Annotated in this window: 18 protein-coding genes and 1 pseudogene; 15 read left to right on the forward strand and 4 right to left on the reverse strand. The window is 76.9% G+C overall.

The genetic code is table 11. The annotated features are described in order from the left end of the window. Position 1 precedes the first annotated feature (1 nt). Positions 2–973 carry an aldo/keto reductase gene (locus ACOBQU_RS08825; RefSeq protein WP_423625551.1) on the forward strand — a complete coding sequence of 324 codons (972 nt, stop codon included), beginning with the start codon at positions 2–4 and terminating at the stop codon, positions 971–973. Between the two features lie 17 nt (positions 974–990). On the opposite strand, the gene ACOBQU_RS08830 is transcribed toward ACOBQU_RS08825, so the two are convergent. Then, positions 991–2118: an aminopeptidase P family protein gene (locus ACOBQU_RS08830; RefSeq protein WP_423625553.1), complete on the reverse strand. Its 1128-nt coding sequence runs from the start codon at positions 2116–2118 to the stop codon at positions 991–993. A gap of 221 nt (positions 2119–2339) precedes the next feature. Between ACOBQU_RS08830 and ACOBQU_RS08835 the strand changes: the two genes are divergently transcribed. Then, entirely contained in the window at positions 2340–3083 is a 744-nt protein-coding gene (locus ACOBQU_RS08835; protein WP_423625555.1) for a metallophosphoesterase, read from the forward strand. Positions 3084–3180: 97 nt separating this feature from the next. Here ACOBQU_RS08835 and ACOBQU_RS08840 read toward each other — a convergent pair whose 3' ends face one another. Next, positions 3181–3813 carry a PDZ domain-containing protein gene (locus ACOBQU_RS08840; RefSeq protein ID WP_423625557.1) on the reverse strand — a complete coding sequence of 211 codons (633 nt, stop codon included), beginning with the start codon at positions 3811–3813 and terminating at the stop codon, positions 3181–3183. A 48-nt stretch (positions 3814–3861) separates the two neighbouring features. Beyond that, positions 3862–4728 carry a LysR family transcriptional regulator gene (locus tag ACOBQU_RS08845; RefSeq protein WP_423625559.1) on the reverse strand — a complete coding sequence of 289 codons (867 nt, stop codon included), beginning with the start codon at positions 4726–4728 and terminating at the stop codon, positions 3862–3864. Between the two features lie 95 nt (positions 4729–4823). Here ACOBQU_RS08845 and ACOBQU_RS08850 point away from each other — a divergent pair. Next, positions 4824–5602 (forward strand): annotated as a pseudogene (locus ACOBQU_RS08850) (CTP synthase C-terminal region-related (seleno)protein). Positions 5603–5675: 73 nt separating this feature from the next. On the opposite strand, the gene phsA reads toward ACOBQU_RS08850, so the two are convergent. Beyond that, positions 5676–7598: an O-aminophenol oxidase PhsA gene (gene phsA, locus ACOBQU_RS08855; RefSeq protein ID WP_423625561.1), complete on the reverse strand. Its 1923-nt coding sequence runs from the start codon at positions 7596–7598 to the stop codon at positions 5676–5678. A 355-nt stretch (positions 7599–7953) separates the two neighbouring features. Here phsA and ACOBQU_RS08860 point away from each other — a divergent pair, with 355 nt between their 5' ends. From ACOBQU_RS08860 to ACOBQU_RS08915, 12 genes are all read left to right on the forward strand, one after another. Next, entirely contained in the window at positions 7954–8421 is a 468-nt protein-coding gene (locus tag ACOBQU_RS08860; protein WP_423625562.1) for a hypothetical protein, read from the forward strand. A 35-nt stretch (positions 8422–8456) separates the two neighbouring features. After that, complete coding sequence (locus ACOBQU_RS08865) at positions 8457–10580, forward strand: hypothetical protein (RefSeq protein WP_423625564.1); 2124 nt, start codon at positions 8457–8459, stop codon at positions 10578–10580. Between the two features lie 9 nt (positions 10581–10589). After that, positions 10590–11510, forward strand: a complete 921-nt coding sequence (locus ACOBQU_RS08870; protein ID WP_423625566.1) for a CHAT domain-containing protein — start codon at positions 10590–10592, stop codon at positions 11508–11510. Further along, positions 11438–15901: a CHAT domain-containing protein gene (locus ACOBQU_RS08875; RefSeq protein WP_423625568.1), complete on the forward strand. Its 4464-nt coding sequence runs from the start codon at positions 11438–11440 to the stop codon at positions 15899–15901. Before ACOBQU_RS08870 ends, ACOBQU_RS08875 begins: the two co-directional genes overlap by 73 nt. After that, positions 15898–16308, forward strand: a complete 411-nt coding sequence (locus ACOBQU_RS08880; protein ID WP_423625570.1) for a hypothetical protein — start codon at positions 15898–15900, stop codon at positions 16306–16308. Before ACOBQU_RS08875 ends, ACOBQU_RS08880 begins: the two co-directional genes overlap by 4 nt. 14 nt (positions 16309–16322) lie before the next feature. Further along, a complete protein-coding gene (locus ACOBQU_RS08885; protein ID WP_423625572.1) occupies positions 16323–16793 on the forward strand; it encodes a nucleotide exchange factor GrpE in 471 nt (156 codons plus the stop codon). Between the two features lie 3 nt (positions 16794–16796). Beyond that, entirely contained in the window at positions 16797–18938 is a 2142-nt protein-coding gene (locus ACOBQU_RS08890) for an Hsp70 family protein (RefSeq protein WP_423625574.1), read from the forward strand. Continuing rightward, positions 18935–21055, forward strand: coding sequence for an Hsp70 family protein (locus tag ACOBQU_RS08895; protein ID WP_423625576.1), 2121 nt, complete (start codon positions 18935–18937; stop codon positions 21053–21055). Before ACOBQU_RS08890 ends, ACOBQU_RS08895 begins: the two co-directional genes overlap by 4 nt. 72 nt (positions 21056–21127) lie before the next feature. After that, positions 21128–22828, forward strand: a complete 1701-nt coding sequence (locus tag ACOBQU_RS08900) for a hypothetical protein (RefSeq protein WP_423625578.1) — start codon at positions 21128–21130, stop codon at positions 22826–22828. After that, the gene (locus ACOBQU_RS08905; RefSeq protein WP_423625579.1) at positions 22825–23319 is read left to right on the forward strand and encodes a hypothetical protein; all 495 of its coding nucleotides are present in this window, start codon (positions 22825–22827) and stop codon (positions 23317–23319) included. The genes ACOBQU_RS08900 and ACOBQU_RS08905 overlap by 4 nt, the downstream gene beginning before the upstream one ends. 3 nt (positions 23320–23322) lie before the next feature. Further along, positions 23323–24495, forward strand: coding sequence for a hypothetical protein (locus ACOBQU_RS08910; protein ID WP_423625581.1), 1173 nt, complete (start codon positions 23323–23325; stop codon positions 24493–24495). Next, positions 24387–25430, forward strand: coding sequence for a hypothetical protein (locus tag ACOBQU_RS08915; protein ID WP_423625583.1), 1044 nt, complete (start codon positions 24387–24389; stop codon positions 25428–25430). The genes ACOBQU_RS08910 and ACOBQU_RS08915 overlap by 109 nt, the downstream gene beginning before the upstream one ends. Positions 25431–25463: the final 33 nt, after the last annotated feature.

Consider the following 25463-nt stretch of genomic DNA (forward strand, 5'->3'; position numbering starts at 1 on the left):
CATGGAACAACGGCACTTGGGCAGCACGGGACTTCGGGTCAGCGAGCTGTGCTTCGGCGCCATGACGTTCGGCGGCGGGGCCGACGAGCGGACCGCGCACGCGATGCTGGACGCCTTCACCGAGGCGGGCGGCACGTTCATCGACACCGCCGACGTCTACGGGCGGGGCGCGTCGGAGGAGGTGCTGGGGCGCTGGCTGAAGGGCCGCGCACGGGACGACCTGGTGATCGCCACCAAGGTGTTCCTGCCGCTGCGCGAGGGCCCCAACGCGCGCGGCCTGAGCCGCAAGCACGTCCTGGCGGCCGTGGACGCGAGCCTCACCCGCCTCGGCACCGACTACGTGGACCTCTACCAGACGCATGTGTGGGACGCGCACACGCCGATCGAGGAGACCCTGTCCACGCTCGACACGCTGGTGACGGCGGGCAAGGTCCGCTACCTCGGCGCGAGCAACCACAGCCCGGGGCAGCTCCAGAAGGCCCTCGACGTGGCGGACGCGCGCGGCTGGGAGCCGTACGTGTGCCTCCAGCCGATCTACAACCTCCTCGCCCGCCAGGCGGAGTGGGAGCTGGTCTCGCTGTGCGCGGCCGAGGGCGTCGGCGTCATCCCGTACAGCCCGCTGCACGCCGGGTGGCTGTCCGGCAAGTACCGGCGCGGCGACGCGCCCCCGAAGGACGCGCGCGGCAGCGGGTTGTGGGACGAGCGGGCCACGGAGGAGACGTGGCGGGTCGTCGACGCGGTGCTGGCCGTGGCCGAGGAGACCGGGCGCACGCCCGCCCAGGTGTCCCTGCGGTGGCTGCTCCAGCGGCCCGGGGTGACCGCGCCGATCGTCGGGGCGCGGTCGGTGGAGCAGCTCACCGACAACCTGGGGGCGGTGGGCTGGTCGCTGGACGAGGAGCAGGTGCGGCGGCTCGACGAGGCGAGTGCCCGGCCGCTGCCGCCGCCCTATGACGTGCTGGCGCACTTCGTGTGACGGGCCGCGCCCGAGCCTCAGTTCACCAGGGCCAGTTCGTGCGAGGTGGTGTTGAGGCGGCGGCCACCGTCCTCCGTGACCGTGACGATGTCCTCGATGCGGACGCCGAAGCGGCCCGGCAGGTAGATGCCGGGCTCCACGGAGAAGCACATGCCGGGGACCAGGGGCTGCTCCTCGCCCTCGATCATGTACGGGGGCTCGTGCGTGGTGACGCCGATGCCGTGGCCGGTGCGGTGGATGAAGTACTCGCCGTACCCGGCCTCGGTGATGACGGCGCGGGCGACGCGGTCGACCTCCTGGCAGGCGATGCCGGGCCGCACCGCGCGGCAGGCGGCGTCCTGGGCCTCGCGCACCACGTCGTGGATCCGCCGCTCCTCGGCGGTGGGCTCGCCGACGTGCACGGTGCGGGTGGTGTCGGAGCCGTAGCCGTGGCGCAGGCCGCCGAAGTCGAGGACCACCATGTCGCCGCGCTCGATGACGCGCTCGCCCGCCTCGTGGTGCGGGCTCGCGCCGTTGGGCCCCGAGCCGACGATGGTGAAGTCCACCTGCTCGTGCCCGAACTTCCGCAGCAGGGCGTCGAGGTCGGCGGCGACCTCGGTCTCCCTGCGGCCCGCGAAGGGCAGGCGGCGGATCTCGTCGTACGCGGCGTCGGCGGCGGCACCGGCCGCGGCGAGGCGGTCCAGCTCGGCCGCGTCCTTGACGGCCCGCAGCATCGGCAGGGACTCGGAGAGCGACACGTACGACGAGTCGGGCAACCGGCTCTGGATGCCGAGCAGATGCATCGCCCAGGCGTTGTCGCTCACCGCGAACCGGCCGCGGGCGTCGAGCAGCGGCGCGGTCAGGCCGTACGGGTCGACGCCGTCGGTCCAGTCGCGCAGCCGCAGCGCGGGGGCGCCGGTGGCGCGGGCGGCGTCCGGGGCCTCCAGGGCGGGCACGACCAGCTCCGGGTCCTGGCCCGGCACGAGCACGAGCAGGGTGAGCCGCTCGGTCTCGGCGGGCACGCGGTAGCCGGTGAGCCACACCAGGTCGGGGCCCGGCGCGACGAGGACGCCCGCGAGCCCCGCGTCGGCGGCGGCGCGCGCGGCGCGGTCCATGCGGGAGCGGTAGTCGTCGACGGTGAACGGCGCGGGCGCGGCCTCGGTCATCGGACCTCCTGGATCGGTGCGGGTCGGTGCGGGTGGGTGCGGGTGGGTGCTGAACGGTGCCGGTCGGTGCGGGTTCGTACGGGTGTTCCTCGGCATCGTTCCACGTCCGCTCCCCCGCGGCACAGGCCACTCGTCGCCGGGTGGCCGTTCCCCACACCCCGCACTAATGGTTAGATGCTGATCAACCATTAGCGAGAAGCGAGCGGGAGGGGCGTACGACCATGCTGGTACTGGCCCAGATCAGTGACCTGCACCTGGACGGGACACCGCGTGCGACGGAGCGGGCCGAGCGCGTCCTGGACCATCTGCGGGGGCTGCCGGGGAGGCTCGACGCGCTCCTGGTGACCGGCGACATCGCGGACCACGGCGCCGAGTCGGAGTACAAGGAGGCCGCGCGCCTGCTGTTCACCGACGCGCCCTGGCCCGTGCTGACCTGTCCCGGCAACCACGACGCCCGCGGGCCCTACCGCACCGGGCTGCTCGACGAGCCCGCGTCCGACGCGCCGGTGAACCGCGCCCACCGCGTCGGCGGCACCGAGGTCCTGATGCTCGACTCCCTGCTGCCGGGCAGCGACGAGGGGCGGCTCGACGAGGAGACGTACACCTGGCTGAAGGACCGGCTGGGCGCGCTCAACGGCCGTACGCCGGTGATCCTCTCCTTCCACCACCACCCGGTGGCGATGCACCACCCGCGCCTGGACACCTGGCGGCTGCGCCACCCCGAGCCGCTGGCCGACCTGGTCTCGCGGCACCCGGAGATCGTCGCGCTGATCGTGGGGCACGCGCACACGCCCGCCGCGACCACCTTCGCCGGACGGCCGCTCGTCGTGGGCCCCGGGGTGGCCTCGACGCTGCGGCTGCCCTGGGAGGGCGAGGGCCTGGTGGACCTGGACGCGCCGGTGGGCCTCGCCTTCCACGTCCTGGACGACGCGCGGCGGCTGACCACCCACTTCAGGGTGGTCTGACCCGGGCGCTTCGGGGTGGTGCGCCCCGGCCCGCCGCTCAGCGCGGATCAGGTCAGGTCAGCTCGGCTCCGTTCAGTTCAGTTCAGCTCAGGGCAGCTCAGGTCAGGACCCCTGGCGTGACCGACAACCGCTGCCGCACGCCGCTGGCATGACGGACCGTCACCACCAGGGCCCGGCCGGGGCGCGCCGCCGCCACCTCCCGCGCCAGGTCGCCCGCCGAGCGCACCCGGCTCCCGGCGAGGGCGACGACCACGTCCCCGCGCACCAGCCCCGCCGCGTGCCCCGGGCCCGGCTGGTGGACGCCGACGACCAGGGCGCCGCCCCGGCTCCCGGCGTCCGCCACCTCCACGCCCAGGGCGGGGCGCGGCCCGGCCGGGCGGTGGGTCCGGGGCTCGGGGCGGGGCGATGCGGCGGCCGGGGTCCCGCCGGTGGGCGCCCCCTTCGGCGCGCCGGGCTGCGGCTGCCCCGGGGCGCCCGCGCCCGGCGCCGCGCCCCGCTGCATCTCGGCCAGGCGGCTCATGCCGACGACGGTGGCGCCGACCGTGCCGAGGCCGACGCCCGTCAGAAGCAGCACCAGCGCGCAGAGCAGGCCGGACAGCAGCGTGAGGAGCCGCCTGCCGCGGCGGTGCGCGGCGTGCGGGCGGGGCCCCTTGCGGGTCTTGGCGGTGGTGGTGCCGGGGTCGTGCTCATGCCCCGGCATCGGCTTGGGACGCAACGCGGTCTGTTCCATGGCTCGCCTCCGGCCACAGCCCTACCCGGTGTGACACGGCGTGACGATTCACGAACGGGTGACGTCCAGGCGTCCGGCGAAGTCGGCGGCCGGGCCGCGCAGGGCGCCGGTGTGCAGCAGTTCGGTGCGGTGGACGACGCGCGGCTCGGTCAGCGGGACGGCCACGGCGCCGGGCGCGGCGGCGGCCGGGCGGGGCAGCAGGGTGAGCCCGTGGCCGCTCGCGGCGAGGGCGGCGAGGGTGCGCACATCGGTGCCCTCGTAGGCCAGGGCGGGCCGGAAGCCGGTGCCGCCGACGGCCGCGCGCAGCTGCGCCAGGGGCAGGCCCGCGCCGGGGGCGTCCAGCCAGCGGGCGTCGGTGAGGTCGGCGAGGCGCAGGCCGGTGCGGCGGGCCAGCGGGTGGGTGGCGGGCAGCAGCACGCACACCTCCTCCTCGCCGACGCCCCGGACGGTCAGCGGGGCGACGTCGGTGCCGGGCAGCGGGTCGCTGGGCGCGGTGAGGCCGTCGACGAGCCCCAGGTGGGCGGCGCCCGTGGCGACCGTCTCCGGGATCTCGTCGCGGGGCAGGACCCGCAGGGTCACGCCGGTCGGCGGCAGCGCGCGCAGTGCCGCCGGTGTCAGGGCCGTGGGCGCGGCGGCGAGCGTGAGGCCGGTGTCCGGGGCGCCCGCGAGGGCGGCGACCTCGGCGCGGGCGGCGTCAAGGCGCAGCAGCAGCGGGCCCGCGTGCTCCAGGAGCCGTTCGCCCGCGCGCGTCGGCGCCACCGGGCGGCGGGTCAGCAGCGGCGCCCCGAGGTCCTGCTCCAGGGCCGCGATGTGCTGGGAGACGGCGGACTGGGTGTAGCCGAGCTGGCGGGCGGCGGCCGAGAAGGAGGCGCGGCGGGCCACGGTGACGAAGGTGCGCAGCAGGTGCGGGTCCATGTCCGCAAGGATCACCGATGGTCATCAGCGTTCCTGATGGAGGGTGCAGTTTTCATCGTTGGACGTGAACGGGCGGGCCGCTCAGGATGGCCGTCATGACCACCGTGAACCACACGAGCCCCGCGGCGCGGGTCGCCCTCGTCGGCGACCGCTCCCCCAACGTCACCGCGCACACCCGCGTCCCGCTGCTCCTCGAAGCCCTCGCCGACCGCGACGGGCTGGTCCTCGACGCGTACTGGATCCCCACCGAGGACGCGGCGCGGCCCGGCGCGGTGTCCGGCTTCGACGCGGTGTGGGTGCTGCCGGGCAGCCCGTACCGCAGTGAGGCGGGCGCGCTCGCGGCGATCCGCACGGCGCGCGAGGACCGCGTCCCGTTCCTCGGCACCTGCGGCGGCTTCCAGCACACCCTCCTTGAGTACGCCCGCCATGTGTGCGGCCTGACCCGGGTCGCGCACGCCGAGAACGACCCGGGCGCCGACGACCTGCTGATCGCGCCGCTGGCCTGCTCCCTCGTCGGCCACGAGGGCACGGTGACGCTGGCCCCGGGCTCGCTCGCCGAGTCGGTGCTGGGCGCCGACCGGACCCTGGAGCGCTACCACTGCTCGTACGGCCCGGCCGACGCGCGGCACCTGGCGACCCTCACCGCCCACGGGCTTCGCTTCTCCGGCACCGACGAGGACGGCCTGGTCCGGGTCGCCGAACTGCCCGGGCACCCCTTCTTCCTGGCCACGCTGTTCCAGCCGGAGCTGCGGGGGACGGGTCGCGCCCGCACGCGATCGTGCGGGAGCTGGCCGCCGCGGCCGTGGCTCACGCCGCCGCGGCTCATGCCGCCGGGCGGTCAGGGGGTGCCCAGCGGCTGCTGAGCGCCCCCTGATCGCGCTGCGCGCTCGTCCTCACACGCCGGACGGGCTTGGTTCGCCGCCGGTGGTCCTCATGGTGGCGGGGTGTCAGTGGTCGCCGTGGCCTCCTCCATGGCCGCCGTGGTCGAACTTCAGGGCCTCCTTCGGCATCACGACGAAGGGGCGCATCATGCCCATGTCCTCGTGCTCCAGCAGGTGGCAGTGGTACATGAAGCGGCCGTACGCCCCGTCGAAGCGGCCGATCACGCGGAGCTGCTGGCCGCCGGGCACCCGGAACACGTCCTTCCAGCCGCGTTCGTTGGGTGCCACCGGGACGGGCTTCGCCGGGTCGTACACGATGGGCGTGCGGGCGCCGGTGCCGCCGATCGCGATGTCGAAGCCGGAGACGTCGTACGTGTCGCGGCCCAGGAGCTGGAAGTCCGCCAGGTGGATGTGCATCGGGTGGGTCACGTTCGGCCGGACCGCGAGGTTGAGGAAGCTCCACTGCTCGTAGGCGCCCTCGGCGATGGTGAAGCCCAGGGCGTCGTTGAACGTGCGGGCGATCCTGCGGTACGTCTTGGTCGCGCCGTCCGGGCCGCGCACCTGGATGACGCCCTCGCTGGGGATCCGGATGCCGCTCGGGTCCTTGACCTCCTCCATCTCCCACATCTCCGGATGTCCCCCGCCGCCCTTGGTGGCGGGCGGCGTGAGCACGACCAGGCGGTGGCCGTGCGGCACGCCGTGCCCGATGGTGCGGAAGGAGCCGGAGAGGACCTCGGGCAGCCGGAAGCCGTCCGGGGCGCCGCCCTTGTCGACGCGGAACTCCATGACGTGCGGATACGGCACGTCACCGAGCTGGTCGGGGACGCCCGGCGGCTTGTTCGGCCCCTTGTTGACCAGGCGGACGCGCTTGCCCGCGAGGGTGCGGAAGTCCACCAGGAGGTCGAAGCGCTCGGCGGGCGCCACCGGCAGGGTGGGCATCGCCTGGTCGAAGTCGATGGGCACCGGGCGGGGCAGCAGCCCGCCGTCGCTGCCGATCTGGTGGAGCACGCCCGGCACGGGCTTGTTGTCCTCGTCGACCAGGACGAGGTCGTAGACACGGGCGTTGGACGCGTTCACCAGGCGGAAGCGGTACCAGCCCGGGGAGACCTCGGTGTAGGGCCAGATGCGGCCGTTGACCGTCGTGTACGGGCCGGTGAAGGGGAGCGAGACCGGCTTGCCCGTCTCGGGGTTCTTCGGGTCGACGATCGTCGTCTTGTGCAGCAGGCGGCCGGTGAGGCGGCCGTCCTCGTCCGTGTCCAGGTTCCGGTCGGCGAGGAGGAGGGGGATCTCCCGCTTCCCCGAGGGGAGTTGGAGGGCGTCCTCCTCGTCGTCACGGACCAGGTACGTGCCGTACAGGCCCGCGTACACGTTCCAGCGGGTGATGTTCATCGCGTGGTCGTGATACCACCACTGGACCGCCTGGTGGTCGTTGGGGTACTCCGACAGCTGGGCGTCGCCGAACCCCACGGCGTTGTCCGCCCAGCCGTCGTTGCCGCCGCCCGTCTGCGCGCCGTGCACGTGCGTCACCGTCCAGGCGGGCAGCGCGGCCACGTCCTTGTTGGGCTCGACCCCGGCGCGGCCGGGCTCGGCGGTGGGCGGCGGGGCGCTGCCCGGCGGCGTGGCGCCCGCCACCTCGACCGCCGTGACCGGGAACTCGGTCTCCTTCGGCACGCGGTTCGTCCAGGCGATGCGGATGCGCTCGCCCCGGCGCACCTCGATGGTGGGGCCCGGCACCGAGCCCTCGTACCCGAACATCAGGGTGGGCGGGAGCTGCGGGTGCAGCCGCACCCAGGTCGGGCGGACGGCGATCTCCGTCTCCCGCAGCGGGTCGCCTCCGGCCGGGCGGAGGACGGGCGGGATCGGCAACCGCGCCACGTACGGCGCGAGCTCGGCCGCGGTCGGTCGCGGCCCCTCGGCTCCCGCTTCGCCCCGCTCCCCGCCGGGCTGTTCGATGTCGATGGCGTCTAAGGCGGCATCGATGTCCGTCATGGTCATACACCCCCGTGTTGTCGGCTGCGCTTCTTGCCAGCCGTGCTTCAGCGTTCACTCTGAAAGACTCCCGGCGCACTCCGAAAGTTCCATGAATCACTCATTCCGGATAAATGCACCGGCCGGAGAGCGGATTCCCCGGCGCGCGGACCGGTGTCGGCCCTAGGCTGCCGACGTCCGACGCGGAGCCGTGAGCAGGCCCCTCTCCCCTCAACTCCCTTGTCCCCGACCCCCTTTGGCTCGCACGCCCATTCCCCTCTCGTACGGATCCCGTACGGATCTCGCACGGATCCCGTACGGATCTCGTACGGATCCCGCACGGATCTCGCACGGAGAAGACGGAGAAGCAGGTCCCATGACTTCCCACGCGCCGCCGCTGCGCGCCGAGCTGCTGCTCGACCCGGACGTCCCCGACGCCCTCGGCCAGGACCTGGTCGCCGCGCTCGACGCGCTCGGCGTCCGCACCGCCCGCGTGCGCCACGCCGTCGGCCACCGCGGCGCGGGCGACGTGCCGTGGCTGGTGCTCGCCTCACTGCCCCTCCAGGCGTTCCTCAGCGGCCTGGGCGCGGAGGCCGTGCGGGACGCGTACCGGTCCTTCAAGGGCGCGGTGGGCCGGGTCACGCGCCGCGACGGCGCCGCGCCCCGGCCGCTGGTCCTGCGGGACGACCGCAGCGGCCTCAGCGTCGTCCTGGAACCGGACCTGCCCCCCGAGGCGTATGAGCAGTTGCTGGCCCTGGACCTGAGCGGTTTCCGGGCGGGGCCACTGCACTACGACCGGCACCAGGGCCGCTGGCGCTCGGAGCTGGACGAGGCGGCGGACTGACCGGCCACCGGGCGGAGAGCGGGGGCACGCGGGACGTGGGAGCAGAGGCGGTACGGGTCGACCCCGAAGGCGCGGCGGAACGCGCGGCGGAAGGCGTGGCGGAGCGCGCGGCGGCGTCCTGCGCCGAGGGCGAGGCGGCCCTGGAGCGCGGTGATCTCGCGGCGGCGGAACGGTGTTTCGCCGCGCTGCTCGCCGCCGCGGGACCCGACCGCCGGGCGGCCGCCGGGGAGGTGGGGGAGGTGGACGACCCGGTCATCGCGGAAGCCGTCGCACGCGTCACGGCGGAGGCCGGTGGCCCCGCGCAGCCCGGGCCCGTACCCCCGGGAGGCCAAGGCGAGGGCACAAGCGCCGCCTCTCTCGCCGCCCGCGCCCGGATCGGGCTGGGGCGGGTGCGGCTCGCCCAGGGGGACGTCGGGCGGGCGGTGGTCTCGTTCCTGGAGGCGTGGGGCAGGGAGCCCGAGGCGCCGTACTGGATGGGGTGCGCGCTGGCCCACGGCGGGGAACTCCCGGCGGCCGAGGCCTGTTTCACCCGCTGCCTTGAGGACGCCGGGCCGCGCGCACATGTGCAACGCGCCTTCGTACGCGCCCTGTCGGGCCGCCCGGACCTCGCCCTCGCGGACCTGCGGGCCGCCGAGCGGGCCGGGGGCCTCGACGACGAGGGCCGGTGGCTCGCCGCCGCGCTCGGGCAGGGCGCGCGGGCGCTCGCCCTGCGGCTGCGGAAGGCCGCGCTCAGCGCGCTCGGCGGCGGCGCGCCGGACTGGACGCGGGCCGCCGCGCTGCTCGCCGCCGCCCAGGAGCGGCAGGACACCCTCAGCGAGGGCGAGTTCGCTCCGCTGTACGCCACCGCCCTCGTCACGGGCGGCCGTCGCGCGGCGGCCCTCGGCCTCCTCGGCGACGCCACCCGCCGCGCCCCCGCCGACCACCGCGTCACCCACACCCTGGCCCTCGCCGCCCTCAACTCCCCCAAGGACACCGCCCGTCGCGGCGACGAGACGTGCGTCGGCGCCTGGGGAGCGCTGCTGTACGACGACGCGTTCTGGGCGCGGGCCCGGGCCGGGGCCGCGCGGCGGTACGGCACCGAGGTGCCGCAGGCGCTCGTGCCCGCGGTGCGCGGGGCGCTGTGCGACCGCCTCGGGCGGCTGCTGACGGAGCGCGCGGGCGACGGCGGCCGGGTGCCGCCCGACGCGCTGCTGCACCGCGAGGCCGAGGCCGCCCGGCTGCTGAGGGAGGCGGGCGGCACCGGCCCGCTCGGAGGGCCGCTGCGGATCGGCGCGCTGGGCGGCACCCGGGAGTTCGGGGCGTACGCCGCCGCCCGGGCGAGCGACACGGCGCTGCTGCACGCGTTCTCCGAACTGGGCTTCGCACGGCTGAAGCTGGACCAGGGCCACCCCGGCGACGCGCTCGCCGCGCTCGTCGAGCTGCGGTGCCCCGACTGCCGGGCGCGGGCCCGGGGCGCGGTGTGCGAGGCGGACTGCCCGCGGTTCGAGGTGCTGAACCCCGGCTACGCGGGGCTCCCCGACCGGCACGACCGGCTGGCGCGGGACGCCCGCCACCTCGCGCTGCGGGCCCGGATCGCGCTCGGCCACGACGCGCTCACCGCGCCCCGCCCCGACTTCGCGACCGCCGCCGCCTGCTGGCGCCGCGCCCTGGTGCACAGCAGGGAGCTGGCCCGCTACCGGCACGCCCAGGCCGAGATCGCCGCCCTCGCGCTCGCCGCCGCCCGGGACGCCCACCGCGCCGGGAACCTCGCCCGCACGGTGACCACCCTGGAGACCGCCCGGTCCGTCATCGGCGCCAACGAACGCCCCCGCATCGAGGGCCAGTTGGCCCGCGCCCTGGCCGACCGGGGCATCGCCGAGGCCAACCGGGAGGACGGCGACCAGGACGGCGCGGCGGCCGACCTGCGCCGCTCGGTGCGGCTCAGCCCGCAGCTGCGGCGCGCGCAGATCAGCCTCGGTATCGTGCTGCGCAACCTCGCCCTGCGGCGCTGGGCGTCCGGCAGCCTCTCCGGCGCCCGCACCGCCCTGGAGGAGGCCGTCGAGGCCCTCGGCGCCGCGCTCGTCCACTTCCCCGACGACCCGGAGTTCACGGAGGAGCACCGTCGGGCGCGGAGCGAACTCGACTTCGTACGCGACCAGTTCGACGAGAGCGGGAGGTGAGCGACGGCGGTGCTCCAGTACGAGGAACTGCGCGTCCGGGTCCGCCCCTGCGGCCCTGCCCGCTACCTCATCGCCCTGAGCGGACCGGCCCGCGCCCTCGACGTGATCGCCGTGGACGGCGAACCCGCGGCGTTCCGCGCCCGCTGGGACCGGCTGGTCGACGCCGACCTCGGCCTCGCCCCGATGGGCGAGGCGCACACGGCCGAGCAGCTGCGGGAGCTGGGCCGCGGCGTGTACCGGCTGCTGTTCGGCGCCGCCGGGCAGGGCTCCGGCGGCGGCGCCGGGGACTGCCTAGCCGCGGCCCTCGACCTCGCCCAGCGCATGCGTCCCGCGCGCGGCCTGAGGCTGCGCTTCGACCTGCCGCCGCGCCTGCGCGAGCTGCCGCTGGAGGCGCTGTGCGCGCCGCCGGAGCTGCCGCAGCAGTCCCTCGCCCTCAACCCCGGCTACTCCCTGGTGCGTTCGCTGCCCGGCGGTCCGCTCGGCCAGCGCCTTCCGGACCCGGCGGACGAGCCGAGCCTGATCCGGCTGCTCGTGGCGTGCGCGTCGCCGCCCGGCGCGGGCCCGGCGCTGCGGGCGGACGCGGAGGTCGCCGCGCTGCGCCAGAAGCTGCCCGAGGTGGCGGTGCGCACCACGGTCGTGGCGGGCGCCACCCGCGAGCGCCTGGAGGCGGCGCTGGGCGCGCACAGCGACCTGCCGACCGCCGTCCTGCTGATCGCCCACGGGGCGTACGACGAGGACATCGGCAAGGGCGTCGTCCTCCTGGAGACCGAGTCGGGCGGGGTCGACCGCGTCCCCGCCGACCTGCTCAGCGGCATCCTCATCAAGGCGCCCCTGCTGCGGCTCGCCGTGCTCAACCTGTGCTCCGGGGCGGACAGTTCGTCCCCGGGGGCGCGCACGCCGAGCCGTTCTCGGGGCTCGCGCAGGCGCTGATCGGCGCCGGTGTGCCCGCGGTGGTGGCGATGCGGGGGCGGGTCAGCGACGCCTCGGCGGGCCGGTTCAGCCCCGCGCTGATGAAGGGCCTGGCGGCCAACCAGACCATCGACGAGGCCCTGTCCGCCGCGCGCCGCCGCATGTCGCACCTGCCGCGGCACACCGCGGTCGAGTGGGCGACGCCCGCGCTGTTCCTGCACGAGGACTACCGGCACGGCTGGCTGTTCAAGGCCCGGGAGGTGCGCGACGACGACGGCGCGGGCGCCGACCCGCTGCGCGAGGGCGCGGACGCGCTGCGCACCTACCAGGACACCACCGGGCACGTGAACGCCACCAAGGTGATCGGCGCGGCCCGCTTCGAGCGCGACCGCGGCCGGTGGGCGCAGGTGGAGCCGATCCTGCGGGGCACGTACACCCGGCAGTACGAGGACGAGCAGCGGCGGCTGTGCGCCGAGGCCGCCTTCGAACTGGCCTGGCCCGCGCTGGAGAAGCTGTGCGCGCTGCTCGCCTCGGGGCACGACGGGGCGGCCGCCGCCGCGCAGCTCGCGGTGGTCCGCGACGCGCTCGCGCACCCGCTGCCGGGCCCCCTGGTCGCCCGCGCGGAGCGGCTGCGGACCGCCGCCGAGCTGCTGGAGCGGGCCCTCGCGGCGGAGGCCGTCGCCGACTGGGAGGGCGCGATCCGGCTGTACGAGAAGGTGGTGGCCGCCGGGTCCGGCTCCGCCGACGCGGCCGCGCGCCTCGCCGCCGCCCGCGCCGAACTCCGCGTCGCCGAGGCCATCGCCGCCGCCGACCGGGCCCGGCTGGGCGGCGACTGGGACGCCGCGGCCCGCGCCCTGACCGAGGCCCGCGCCCTGCGCCCCGACGACGTGGGCCTCGCCGCCCGCACGGCGTACGTCCGGGCGCGCACGGCGGAGGAGGCGGGCGACTGGCACGCGGCGGCGGAGGCGTACCGCGCCTGTGCGGAGCGGGAGCGGCGGGCCCCGGGCCACCCTGCCGGTACGCCCCTGTTCGCGGACGCCGCCGTGCGCGGTGCCTACGCGCGGGGGCGGGCGGCGAGTGCCGACGGGGACTGGGCGGCGGCGGTGGCGGCGTTCGCCGAGTGCGGGGCCCGGGACGGCACGGACACCGCGCCCCACCGGCGGGGCCCTACGACGCCCCACCAGCAGGGCCCGACGACGCCCGGCCAGGGCCCGACAGCACCCCACCAGCGGAGCCTGACGGCACCCCAGGGCCAGGCGCCGCTCCCCCACGCCGACGCCGACGCCCGCCGGACCTACGCCCGGGCCCGGCTCTGCCTCGCGGACGGGGACTGGGCGGGGGCGCTCACCCACCTCGGCGCGCTGCCCGAGGACTTCGAGGACACGGCCGACCACCTGCTGTACGCGCGCGGTCGGCACGCGGACGCGCGCGGGGACTGGGACGGCGTCATCGACGGGTTCGGGCGGCTGCCGGACGCGTACGCGGACGGCGAGGTGCGGGTGCGCCGCCTGTACGCCCGCGCGCGGGCGGCGGTCGAGGAGCGCGGCGACTGGGCGGCGGCCCGCGGGCTGCTCGCCGACGTGCCGGACACCGCCCGCGAGGGCACGGTGGCCGCACTGCGCCGCAAGGCGGAGGGCCGCGGGGCCGAGGCCCGGGGCGCGTGGGCGGCGGCCCGGGACGTCTACGCGCGGGCGTTCGCCGACGGCGCGCCGGGCCTCGACGACACCGAGCCGCTGCACCTGTACCTGTACGCGGTGGCCCGCGCCCACGAAGCGGCGGGCCGCTGGGCCGAGGCGCTGCTCGGGTACGGCGTGCTGCCCGACGCCTGGGCGGACGTCCCGACGCGGCGCCGGTACGCGAGGGCCCGTACCGAGGAGGCGCGGGCCGCCGACGGGGCCGCGTGGCGGCGGTGCGCCGAGGTCTACGAGCGGCTCGCCGAGGCGGACGGCGGCCGGGACTGCGCGGCGCGCGGCCGGTACGCGCGGCTGCGGGCCGCCGAGGCCGACGGCGAGTGGGCGGCGGTCGTGGCGGCGGCCGGGCCGCTCGGGGACCACCGGGACGTGCCCGCGGTCGCCGCGTACGCGCGCGGGCGGCTCGCCGACGCCCACCAGGAGTGGCACCGGGCGGCGGAGGCGTTCCGCGCCTGCCCCGGCCATCGGGACGCGGCGGCCCACCTCGCGTACGCGGAGGGCCGCTCCCTTGAGGCGGAGGGCCGGTGGAGCGACGCCGCCGCCGCGTACGGGCGCGCCGAGGGCGACCTGGACCGGGCGGGGGTGCGGCGGCGCAGGCTGCTGCGGCTGATCGCCGCGCTGCCGTGGGCGGACGGCCTGACGCGGGCGCCGCTGGCGGCGGACCCGTGCGCGCTGCGCGACCCCACGTTCCCCTACCTGGCGCTGCGTGAGGCGGGCGTCCACCCGGGGGTGTCGATGGACGCCGTGAACGACGCCTCGTACACCCTCCTGGAGCGCGGCGGCATGACCTGGGCGGAGCGCGTCGCCTGGGAGACGCTGCGCCTGTCGGGGCGGCGGCTCCAGCTGGACGCGCTGCTGTACCGGTGGCACGAGCCCGAGGGGGTGCGGGGCGCGCTGGCCGCGCTGTCGCCGGACGACGAGCAGTCCGGGCCCGGCCTGGTGGACGCGCTGTGCGCCCGCTTCCCGCAGGACGCCCCACTGCTGCTGCTCCTGGCGCGCGGCCGGGACGCGGCGGCCGCCGAGTGGGAGCGGCGCCTGGCGGCGGCGCCCGGCGACATGGCCGCCGTGCACGGCCTCGCCGTGGCCCGCCTGTGGCAGGCGCAGGAGCTGGAGCAGTCCGGCGCCTGGGAGCACGCCGTGCGCGCCTGGGAGGCGGCGCTCGCCTCCTGGGCGACGCTGCTCAGCGACGACGCGTACTGGCGGGACTGGCTCGACGAGCGGGCCGCCGCCTACGAGCGGGCGCTGACCGCGGAGGACCTGAACCAGCTGCGCTGGGAGGTCAGCCGCCACCTGTTCGGGCAGCTCTCCGCGTGCGAGCAGCGGCACACGGAGCAGAACCGGCCCCAACAGGCAGCCACGTACGCGGAGTTGGCCGAGTTCCTGGAGGCCGAGCTGACGGGGGCGCGGGTCCTGAAGGACGTCGGCGGCCTGCCCGGCGTCCCCGGGGCGCGCGGCGCGCTGGCCTGCGGGCCGTACTATCTGCGGCAGTTCGGCCTCCAGCAGCCGCTGGCCGCGCTCGCCGCCGACCTGGACGCCGCCGCCAAGGACGGCCGGGACCCGGGCGAGTACGCGGCGCGCGAGCTGCGCTGGGCGTTCTCCGAGCTGGCGCGGAGCCTGGTGCTGTACGCGGTGCACAAGTTCGAGCCCGCGCTGCGCGCCCTGCCGTCGTTCCCGACGCTCACCACGCTGCCCGAGGACTGCGCGGTCCCGGCGGCCGCGGCCGAGGCGCGCCGCCACGTCGCGGGCTGCGCGCGCTGCCAGGAGGTGCTGCGCCGCAACCCCGCGTACGCGCACCTGCCGCACCGGCAGGCCCGGCTGCTCCAGGACGGCGTCGAACTCGCCGTGCGGGTGCGCCTCGAACTGTCCCGCACGGCCCTCGCCGAGGGCGAGCGCGGGCTCGGCCCGGCCCTTGAGCAGTGGCAGCGCCTGGTGGGCGTGGCGCGCCGCGCCGGGATGACGGCACGGGCGAAGAGGGCGGTGGTGCGCACGGTGCTCGGCCGCGTGGAGGCCCTGGTCGACGAGCCGCTGGCCCGCCGCGGCAGTGTCCTCGACGAGGCGATCGCCCTGGTCGAGGCGGTGCCGCCGGTGCTCGGCCCGCTGGAGCGGGAGGTCCGCGACCAGCTCGACGGGCGCCTGTCGTCGCTGTACTCGATGCGGGGCGTGTGGCGCGGCTACACCCGCACCAAGCACGGCATGCGCTGCGACGTGTACGGCGCGGAGGCCGATCTGCGCCGCGCCCTCGACCTCAACCCGGCCTCCAACCACGCCCGCGACAACCTGGCCCGCGCCCTGGTCTTCACCCTCGACGAGCGCACCGACGCGCTGCCCGCCCGCCTCGCGCTGCTGCACCAGGCGCTGGGCCTGCTGGACGTCGGCCTCGGCCAGGCCCTGACGCACAACTACCGCGAGACGCTGGGCGAGTCGCTGGAGGAGCTGGACCGGCTGCTCGCCAGGGCCCTCGGCGTCGCGGGCATGGGCGAGCTGATCCGCAGCGACGGCGCGGAGCCGCCGCCCGACGAGGACGACCTGGCGTCCTGGGCGGTGGCGCTCACCGACCGCGCCCGGTCCGAGCTGGCCGGGGGCGACGTGCGCAAGGCCCTGCACCACCTGGTCCGCGCGACCCGCGCGGACCCCATGGACGGCCGGGTCCGACGGGCGCTGCTGGACGCGGTGTCCCGCTGGCTCGCCGATCTGACCACCGAAGGAGGCGGCACCGCTTGATCAAGGACCCGTCGGCCGCGGGCCCCCCGTGCCCGTACCAGGCGCTCGCCCCGGCCGGAGTGACCCCGTGGACCACGCACGCCCAGATGCAGGACGTGCCGTTCGAGCTGCTGGCGCGGCATCTGATGACGCCCGCCGCGCAGACGGCGTGGGACGAGCTGCGCACGGTGCGCGGGCGGCTGCTCGCCGACCTGTTCCGGTACGACGTGGACCTGGCCGCGGAGCTGCCGGGCGCCGTCGCGGAGACGGACGCGCTGCTGGCGGCGCTCGGCGATGACCCGCCCGGGGCGGCTGAGGCCGCCGGGACCGCTGGGACCGCCGAGGCCGCCGGGGAGCCGCTGTCCGCCGAGGACGCGGCCCGGCTCATCGGCGCCCTGGTCCGCTTCGACGGCTGCCCCGAGCGGTGAGGCGAGGTGACGCCGTGGACCCCGTGAACCCACCGGAGCGGCCGTCGGCGGCCGCGGCGGCCGCGTACGAGGGCACCAAGGCCCTCGCCGCCCGCGACGCCGCCCACCGCGCGCACACCGAGCGGCTGCTGCTCGTGTGCGCCGACACCCTCGACGCCCTCGACCGGCTGCTCGCCGCCGGGCCGCCCGCGGACCCGGCGGCGTACCACCGCAGCCTCGAACTCGTCGCCCGGCAGCTGGAGTCGGCCCTGGGCCGCGAGGAACTCGACGTGCTCGGGCGCGTCGGGGAGCGCGCGGAGCCCGCCACGCACCACGTCGTCGCCGTGCGCCCCGCGCCGCCCGGAGCCGCCGCCGACGAGGTCCTTGAGGTGCTGCGGCGCGGGTATCGATACCGGGGGCACGTGCTGCGCGCCGCCCGGGTGGCGGTGGCCGCGACCGGCGGCACCGACGGAGCAGACCGGGCGAGCCAGGAAGGAACCCCCTGACGCATGAAGGCCATCGGCATCGACCTCGGCACCACGAACAGCGCGGTCGCCGCCCACGACCCGCACCGCGGCGACATCGCGGTCCTCACCAACAGCAAGGGCGACCGGCTTACCCCGTCGGTGGTCGGCCTCGTGCGGCGCGACACCAAGGAGCAGACGCTCGTCGGCGAGGACGCCCTCAACTGGGCGGTGCGCCAGCCCAAGGACACCATCGTGTCGGTGAAGCGCCTGATGGGCCGGGACTTCGCGGACCACTCGGTGGCGCAGGCCCGCGAGCGGCTCAGCTACGAGATCGTGCCGGGCCCGGACGACGACCCGCGCGCGCACGTGCTGCTCGGCGGCCGCACCCGCGCCCCCTCCGAGATCTCCAGCGTGATCCTGGACAAGCTGGTGCGGGACGCGGCGCGCACCCTCGGCGAGCAGGTGACGCACGCGGTGATCACGGTGCCCGCGTACTTCCGGGACGCGCAGCGCGCCGCGACGCGGGAGGCCGCCGAGAGCGCGGGCCTGGTGGTGAAGAAGATCGTCGACGAGCCGACGGCCGCGGCGGTCGCGTTCGGCCTGCACAAGCCGGGCGGGGCGCGCAGCCGCGTCCTGGTGTACGACCTGGGCGGCGGCACGTTCGACATCTCCGTACTGAACACGGTCAAGGACCGCGAGGGGCACAGCCAGTTCCAGGTGCTGCGCTCGGCGGGGGACATCTGGCTGGGCGGCGACGACTTCGACCTGGCGATCGTGGAGCGGATCATCGCCTGGATGAAGCGGGAGCGGGGCGTGGACCCGTCCGGCGACAAGGAGTTCCTGTTCCAGGCGAAGAAGGCCGCGGAGGCCGCCAAGCGGGAGCTGAACGAGCTGCCGGAGACCGACATCGTGGTCCCGGCCGCCTACCGCGGCCCCGAGGGCATCGTCGACGTGGAGATGTCGCTGACCCGCGAGGAGTTCCAGGGGCTGATCGCGCCGCTGGTGACGCGCACGATGGACCTGGTCAAGGAGACCCTCGCGGGGTACGAGCTGACGCCCGACGACATCTCGGACGTCCTCCTCGTCGGCGGCGGCACGCTGACCCGGCCGGTGTACGAGGCGGTCGAGGCGTTCTTCGGCGCCGACAAGGTCCGCAGGAACATCAACCCGATGGAGTGCGTGGCCTACGGCGCGGGCGTCCTCGCCGAGACCCTGAACGGCGTGGAGTGCCCGGCCGCCGAGTGCCAGAAGGCCAACGACTACGCGGCCGAGCGGTGCGCGGACTGCGGGCAGAGCCTGGTCAACGCGCGGCCCGTGGGCTCCACCGGCCTGTTCGAGTCGACGCCGATGGCGATGGGCATCGCCGCGGTCAAGGGCGCCCAGCGGGACGTGTTCGTGCCGATCATCCCGGCGGGCACGCCGTTCCCGCTGCCCGAGCCCCGCCAGCGCACCTTCCACGCGACGGACAGCCGCCTGATCCGGGTGCCGGTGTACGAGGGCGACAGCCATGTGGCGAGCGAGAACCACGAGCAGGGCGTGGTCGAGTTCGAGCTGCCGCAGGAGATCGACATCAACCGGCACGTGGACGTGTCGTTCAACTACTCGGCGGACCGGATCATCAGCGTGCGGATCAGCGTCCGCGGCACCGACATGGTCCTGGAGGCGACGCCGCGCCGCGACAAGCCGCGCACCCCGCCGCCCGAGACCGAGCAGGAGGTGGACAGCGCCGTGCTGCGGGAGGAGCTGGGCCTCGCCGAGCGGGAGGCCCAGCACTTCCTGAAGCGGTACGGCGCGTACGTCGAGCACACCCAGGAGCTGAAGGTGCGCCGCGACATCGCGCAGGCGCAGCGGGCCGTGGAGATGGGCGACAGCGGCGAGTACAAGCGCCTGACCGAGCTGCTGCTTGACGACATGTACCACCAGTGCGGCCTGGCCAGCCAGTTCCGGCAGGCCGAACTGGCCTCCGAGGGCGCGCCGTTGGAGACGGTCAAGGCGATCAGCGAGGCCGTGGAGCAGGTCAAGTCCGCCCACCGGCAGGGCAACCGCATCCAGACGGCCGAGCAGGCGAAGAACCTGCGCAGCCTGGTCGCCGTCGCCTACTCGGAGCGCGCGGTGCCCTCGCTGCCCGACAAGAAGGACTACGGAGGCATCCTCCAGGTCCCCGACGACACGGCGGGAGGATGACCGCAGCGGTGGCCGGGGCCACGGACGGGACCGCCGAGGACCGCGTCAGCCTCGGCGTCGACTTCGGCGCCACGGGCGTGCGGGCGGTGTTCTCCGCGCCTGGGCAGCCGGTGCGGCGCCTGGACCTGCCGGTGGGCGACTGGCCGTGGCTGGTGCCCGCGCCCGCCCCGGCCGGGGTCCTGCCGTATCTGTTCCCCAGCCTGAAGTCCCTGCTGGGCGGCGGCGGTTCGGTGCCGTGGCGGGGGCGCACGGCATCCGCGGACGCGGTGGCGGCGGGCCTGCTGCGGGAGCTGCGGGAGCGGGTGGAGGCGCGGGCGCCGGGGCCGGTCGCGCAGACGGTGATCAGCGTGCCCGCGGCCTACCAGTCGGCGCAGCGCCAGGCCCTGCGCGACGCCGCGCACCGGGCGGGGCTGGCGCCGGTCCGGCTCATCAGCGACTCCCTCGCCGCGGTCCTCGGCCACACCACGGACCGGGACAGCGGCACGTTCCTGGTGTTCGGCCTGGGGTACGAGGGCTTCGAGGCGGGCCTGGTGCGGGGGGTTCGGGGGCACTACCGCGCCCTCGGGTACGACGGGGCGGCCACGTCCTGCGGCCGGGCCTTCGACGAGGCCACGCTGGCCGCCGGGGTGCGGCTGCTGCGGGCGCGCCGGGGGCCCGCGGCGGTGACGGGCGGCGCCCCGGAGCGGTGGCTGGCCCTGCGGGAGCGGGCGCAGGAGGCGCGGGAGTCCCTGAGCGGCGCCGAGCGCGCGGGCGCGGCGGGGGCCGAGGCGGCGACGCTCACCCTGGACGTGGGGCCCGGGCCCGGCCTGCGGATGCGGATCACCCGGGAGAACCTGGACGCGTTCCTGGAGCCGCACGTCCGCCGCATGCTGCGCCGGGTGCACGCGCTGCTCACCGAGTCCGCGCTCGGCCGCCCCGACGTGGACACGCTGCTGCTCGTCGGCGGGGGCACGCGCACCCGGGTGGTGCGCTCGGGCGTCGCGGGCCTCGGCTGCCGCACGGTGCACGGCCCGGCGGAGTTACTGGCGCTGGGCGCCCTGAAGCACGCGGTGCGCCTGGCGGGCGGCGCCTCGCCGTCCGGCCAGGGAGCCCTGGACGAGGGGCCGTTGGAGGCGGCGGACCCCGGTACGGACACCCTCGGGGACGCGCCGTCGCTCACCGCGACGCTGCTCGGGCCCGACGAGCCGCAGGGCGCGCCCCGCCGCGACGTCGCGCAGGCGCGGGAACTGGCCGGGCAGGGGCGCCGCCAGGAGGCGGTGGCGCTGCTGCGGGACATCGTGGCGGAGGCCGGGGAACTGCTGGCGGGCCTGACGGGCGAGGGCGCGGGGGGCGACGCGGGCGGTGGGCCGGGCGGCGGCTCGGGGGCCGGTCCGGGCGGCGGCTCGGGCAGCGCCCCTGGCGGCGGGGCCGGGGGGCGGGCGGCGGAAGGGGCCGGGGCGGAGCCGCGGGGGCTCGGCGAACGCCTGGGGCAGGGGCTCGGCGAGCGTCCGGCGGCGGAGGGCACCGGGGTGTCGCGCCCTGAGGGTGCCGGGGCGCCGCGGCCCGAGGGCGCCGGGGAGCGCCCGGGCGCCGGTGCCGGGGAGCGGCCCGCGGGGAGCGCCGGGAAGCCTACGGGGGCGGGCGGCGAGGGCGCCGGGACCGGTCCCGGCGGGGGCGGGGAGACTGGCCCCTGGGCGGGCGGCGCCTGGCGTCAACTTGCCCGCGCCAAGGCCCTGTTGGACCTCGGCCGGTACGAGCTGGCCGTACAGGCCTCCCACGCGGCCTGGCAGGAGGCCACCGCGCACCCGGCGCACGCCGAGGTCCTCGACGCGATGATCGACGTGCACTGCGCCGCCGCGATGGCCGACATGGCACCGGACCACTTCCCGGCCGCGGAGCGGTGGCTGCGCTGCGCGTACGGGCACGACCCGACAAACGTACGGGTGCGGGGGCTGCTCGCCCAGCGCACCTACCGGCACGCGGAGGAGCTGCACCGGCGCGGGGCGAGGGATGAGGCGATTGAGGCCCTCGGCAAGTGCCTCACGTGGGACCCTGAACACCCCCAGGCCGAGGCCCTGTTGACGCGTCTCGGCCGCGGCGCCAGGAACCGGCGCGGCAGGGGGGGCGTCCTCGACTGACGAGGCCTCATGGGCGAGGACCTCGTCGGTCAGGCCACGTTCCCGAGACGGCCCGAGACAGGGAGTACACGCTTGACGCCCGCACAGCTGCTGAACAAGCAGGAGCTCATCAAGCAACTTCAGGACCTGGCGGGGAAGCCGCAGCTCGGTCCGCGCGCCGAGGAACTCGACGCGCTCGCCCACGACCTGGAGCGCGACAAGCGCCTCGACCGGTGGGCCGAGCTGGACCTGGTGGCGGCCTACGCCCGCCCGGAGAGCGTCGTCGTCGAGCGCGGCAGGCCGTCCGCCCGCCGGGACGCCCTCCTGGAGGCGGCGCTCGGCGCCCTCGTCTTCGTACCGCTCCTGGTGACGTGGTTCGGCCTGCGCGAGGCCGTGCACGCGTACGGGGAGCTGAGCAAGGTGGACCGCGAGGAGGCCACCCGGCCCTTCCTGCAGCTGTGGCAGTCGGGCTTCGGCGGGCACCTCTCGCCGCTCGGGCGGTTCGAGAACGTGGCGCTGATGGCGGTGGTCCTGATCGCGCTCCTGGTGCTGCTCTCCGTGGTGCACGCGCGGGTGCGGGCCCGCGCCGAGCAGGAGGAGGCGGAGCAGGAGGCCGAGCGGGAGCGGCTGCTGGCCGCGCTGGCCTCGGTGCTGACGCGGCTTCAGATGCTCCTCGCCCCGCACCGCAGCGCCTCCCCGAAGCAGTTCACCTCCGAACTCACCAAGGCGGCGGGCGAGATGCGCTCCCTTGCCGCCGAGGCGGAGAAGAACCACAAGGCGCTCGTCAGCGCCACGGGTGCCGTCACCGGCGCCACCACGTCGCTGCGGGACGCGGCGGGCAAGCTCAGCGCGGAGATCCCCAAGCTGGGCGCGGCGGCGGACCGCATCGACACGACGCTGCGCGACGGCCAGCGGGCGGCGGCCAGCGCGGGCACCGCCAACGCCGACGCGGCGCGCCTGATCGCCGACCAGGTGAAGGCGGCGGGCACGACGGTCGAGGCGTCCCTGAAGTCGCTGCTCACCGCCCAGCGCGAGCTGGTCGCCAAGACGGAGGCGGTGGCCCTGGCCACGGAGCAGGCGTCCAAGGCCCTGGTGTCCAGCACCGGCCGGACGAACGACGCGGTCGACGGCATGCGCGAGGCGACCGAGCGGTGGGACGCGGCGGCCGCGCACTGGCAGGACGCGGCGGCCCGGGTGGAGAGGACGGTGGCGGGCAGCGACCCGCGCGCGGCGTCGCCGATGCCGTCCGCGACCCCGATGCCGTCAGCGGCGCCGGTGACTCCTGGGGCTCCCGTGCCCCCTGCGGCTCCGGTGCGGAACGGGGCCGACCCGTTCCGCGTGGTGCCCCCGGCGGCGGAGGCCGACCCGCTCCAGCCGACGGTCCCGGACTCCGCCCCGTACGGCGCCCCCCTCGGCGGTTCCGCGCCCGCCACGGTCCCCTTCCAGCCCACCGCCCCCGAGCCCACCGCCCCTGGCCCCGGCGGGCGCGGCACCCCGGCGACAGAGGCCCACCGCGCGCCCGGAACCGATGCCTCCGGCCCTCCGGGAGCCACCGCCCCGGGGACGCCCCACCTCAACGGTGGCCCCTGGCGTCCGGCCGAGGCCGCCCCCACGGACGCGGCCCCCGTCGACGCTCCGCCCGCCGACGCCCCGCCAACGGACACGCCTCCGGACGCCCCCGGGGACGCCCCCGGGGACACCCCGCCGGGCTCCGACCTCCGCTCCGACCGCACCCGCGCCCTGCGTCCGCCCACCGGGCGGCCCACCCCGCCACGGCCCGGGAGTGACACGTGACCCGGCGGCGGGGGCGCGCCCGGGGCGGGCGGGTCGCCGGGGTCGTCCTCGCGGGCTGGCTCTTCGCCGACCTGCTCCTCGTCCTCGCCCTGGTGTCGATGGCGGACCGCCCCGACCCGCTCGCCAACCCCAGGCCCAAGGACTCGGCGTCGGCCAAGGAGAAGGACCGGGACAAGAAGAAGCCGACCGGGCCGCCGTCGGTGGAGCGCAGACCGGAGGAGTTCCGGGTGCGGGGCACGGACCGGGGCGGCATCGTCTCCCAGATCGGCCGCTCGACCCGCGAGTGGAAGGGCCGCAGGGCCGCGCTGGTGCTGACCTTCGGCGGCGGCCAGAGCGGCACGGTCTACGCGCACCGCGTCAACTCCCTGCTGAGCAAGGGCCGTCCGGGGATGTTCACGTCGAAGACGGCCACGGACGACTTCCACGACCTGAGCAGCCGCCCGGACACGGCGGTGGTGCGCGTGTACTTCTTCACCAGGCCCGGGAGCTGACCGGTGGCGACGACCTGGCGGCCCGGCGTGCGGGCCACGGACACCGATGCGCTGCCCCCGCTGCCCGCGCTCCCCGAGTTCCCCGGCATGCGCGGCTACCTCGAACTGCGGGCGGCCATCCGCGACTTGGGCTTCCGGCACGCGGCGGAGCTGCTGCGCGAACCCGCCCGGCAGCGGGCCGCGACCGGGGTGTTCGGCACGCTGCCGCGCGCCGAGCGCGACGACGGCTTCCGCGTCCTGGACGGCCTGTGGTTCCCGGGCCGCGGCGGCGTGTGGCAGCGCGTGGACGTGGCGTACGTACGAGGGGCCCGCGCCGCCTGGCAGGGCTCGGCCGACCAGCGGGCGCTGACGGCGGCGGCCGTCGTGGACACCCTGGAGACCCTTGCCCGCGACGACCCGATGGGCCTGCGCCGGGTGGTGCTGTGGGAAGTGTGCTGCCTGCTCAAGGACCGGGACCGGGGTGACGACGGCGCCGACGCCCCGACGACCGTCGACGACGTGGCCGCGCTCGGCGTGCACCGCAGCGAGGCCCGGCTGCTGGCCGCCGCCGTCGACGCCCGCTTCCCCGCCGACGGGGAGCGCCGCCGGGCCGCGGAGCGGATCAACGACCTCTGGCCGGGCCGTCGGCTGCGGGCGGCCGAGCGGCTGGCGGAGCCGCTGCCGGACGCCCCTCAGGACCACGTCCTGGCCCGGCTCCTCGGCTCGCTGGGGGCGCGTTCCGCCGAGGTGGCCGACCTGGCCGCGCGGGCCGCCGCGGCGGAGCGGCGCGGCGACTGGCGCACGGCGGCCACCGTGTGGCTCACCGCGCTGCGCCGCGCTGAGGACGCGTCGGAGACCCGCACGGGCCTCTTCCGCGCGGCCACCGCCCTCGCGGACGCGACCGCTCAGGCCCCGGCCGCCTCCGGCACCCCGCCGCTGGCCGCCGCCGTTGACGACCGGTGCGTGCGCCTCGCCTGGCGGCCGGGGCGCGCCCCCGCCCCCGGTCCGCGCCCGTCTCGTACCGCGTGCTGCGCTTCGAGGACGGCGCGCCCGGGGAGGCCGTCGACGTCGCGTCCACCGCGCTGGAGGTGGCGGAGGACGCCCGGGCGCCGCTGGGCCGCCCGCTGCGGTACGCCGTCGTGCCCCTGCTCGGCGACCGCGTGGCCGGGGTGCCGCGCGTCACCGGGCCGGTCCTGATCGCCCCGGACGCGACCGGCCTGTCGGCGGCGCCCGTGCCGGACGGCGTCCGGCTGCGCTGGCAGCCGCACCCGGCGGCGACCGCCGTGCGCGTGCGGCGCTCGCACGACGGCGCCCCGTTCACGGTCGTCCCCGGCGAGCGGGACCGCCTCCTGGACGTGCCGCTGCCGCTGGGGACGTACACGTACGAGGTCTGCTGCGGCTATCCGGGCGGCGGCCCGGACGGCGGTATCAGCTGGTCGCCCGGCGCCCGTCTGACGACCCGGGTCGAGGAGTGGCCGACGCCGGTCACGGACCTGGCGGCGCGGCGCGCCGGGGACCGGGTGCGCCTGACGTGGACCGCGCCGGAGCGCGGCGGGAGCACCGTCGTGCCGTGGCCCGCGGGGCCGGTCGCGCGGGGCGCGGACGTGTCGGCGCGGTTCGGGGCGCTCGCGACGACCGCCCCGGGGACGGACGGCGGCCCCTTGCACCGGGATCTGGTGGCGCCGCCGGGGCGGCGGCTGCGGATGACGGCGGTGAGCGCCCTGGGCGACCGCGCGGTGGCGGGCCCGAGCGTGATCGTCGAACACCCTTGCTCCGTCGATGACTTGACGGTCTACCGGACGGGCGCGGGGCTCGCCGAGGCCCGCTTCCGCTGGCCCGAGCCCGCCGTGCTCGCGCTCGTCACCTGGGACGACGGCACACGGCGCGACGAGGTGCGGGTGCCGCGCAGCCGCCACCGGGCCGCGGGCGGCACGGTCACGTTCGCGGTGCCGCCGACGGCCTGCGCCGTGACGGTCGCCCCGCTGCCCCGGCCGGACGCCGTGGCGGTCCCCGCCGCCCCGGCCCACGCGGCGCTGCCCCCGGCGCCGCCGCCCGCGCGGCCGTCGACCGCCTGGTGGCCGCCGCGGTGGTGGCGCCGCCGGTGGCTGCGCCGCCGCGGGGTTCACGCCTAGGGGCGTGCCTCTTGCTGCCGCTTGGCGGGCGCG

The organism is Streptomyces sp. G45 (genome assembly GCF_049542095.1).
GTDB lineage: Bacteria > Actinomycetota > Actinomycetes > Streptomycetales > Streptomycetaceae > Streptomyces.

Excerpts from the sequence above, each read along its gene's own strand:
- ACOBQU_RS08830 (WP_423625553.1), bottom strand. The coding sequence starts at position 2,118 with ATGACCGAGGCCGCGCCCGCGCCGTTCACCGTCGACGACTACCGCTCC.
- ACOBQU_RS08860 (WP_423625562.1), top strand. The coding sequence starts at position 7,954 with ATGACTTCCCACGCGCCGCCGCTGCGCGCCGAGCTGCTGCTCGACCCG.
- phsA (WP_423625561.1), bottom strand. The coding sequence starts at position 7,598 with ATGACGGACATCGATGCCGCCTTAGACGCCATCGACATCGAACAGCCC.
- ACOBQU_RS08890 (WP_423625574.1), top strand. The coding sequence starts at position 16,797 with ATGAAGGCCATCGGCATCGACCTCGGCACCACGAACAGCGCGGTCGCC.
- ACOBQU_RS08845 (WP_423625559.1), bottom strand. The coding sequence starts at position 4,728 with ATGGACCCGCACCTGCTGCGCACCTTCGTCACCGTGGCCCGCCGCGCC.
- ACOBQU_RS08895 (WP_423625576.1), top strand. The coding sequence starts at position 18,935 with ATGACCGCAGCGGTGGCCGGGGCCACGGACGGGACCGCCGAGGACCGC.
- ACOBQU_RS08835 (WP_423625555.1), top strand. The coding sequence starts at position 2,340 with ATGCTGGTACTGGCCCAGATCAGTGACCTGCACCTGGACGGGACACCG.
- ACOBQU_RS08840 (WP_423625557.1), bottom strand. The coding sequence starts at position 3,813 with ATGGAACAGACCGCGTTGCGTCCCAAGCCGATGCCGGGGCATGAGCAC.
- ACOBQU_RS08825 (WP_423625551.1), top strand. The coding sequence starts at position 2 with ATGGAACAACGGCACTTGGGCAGCACGGGACTTCGGGTCAGCGAGCTG.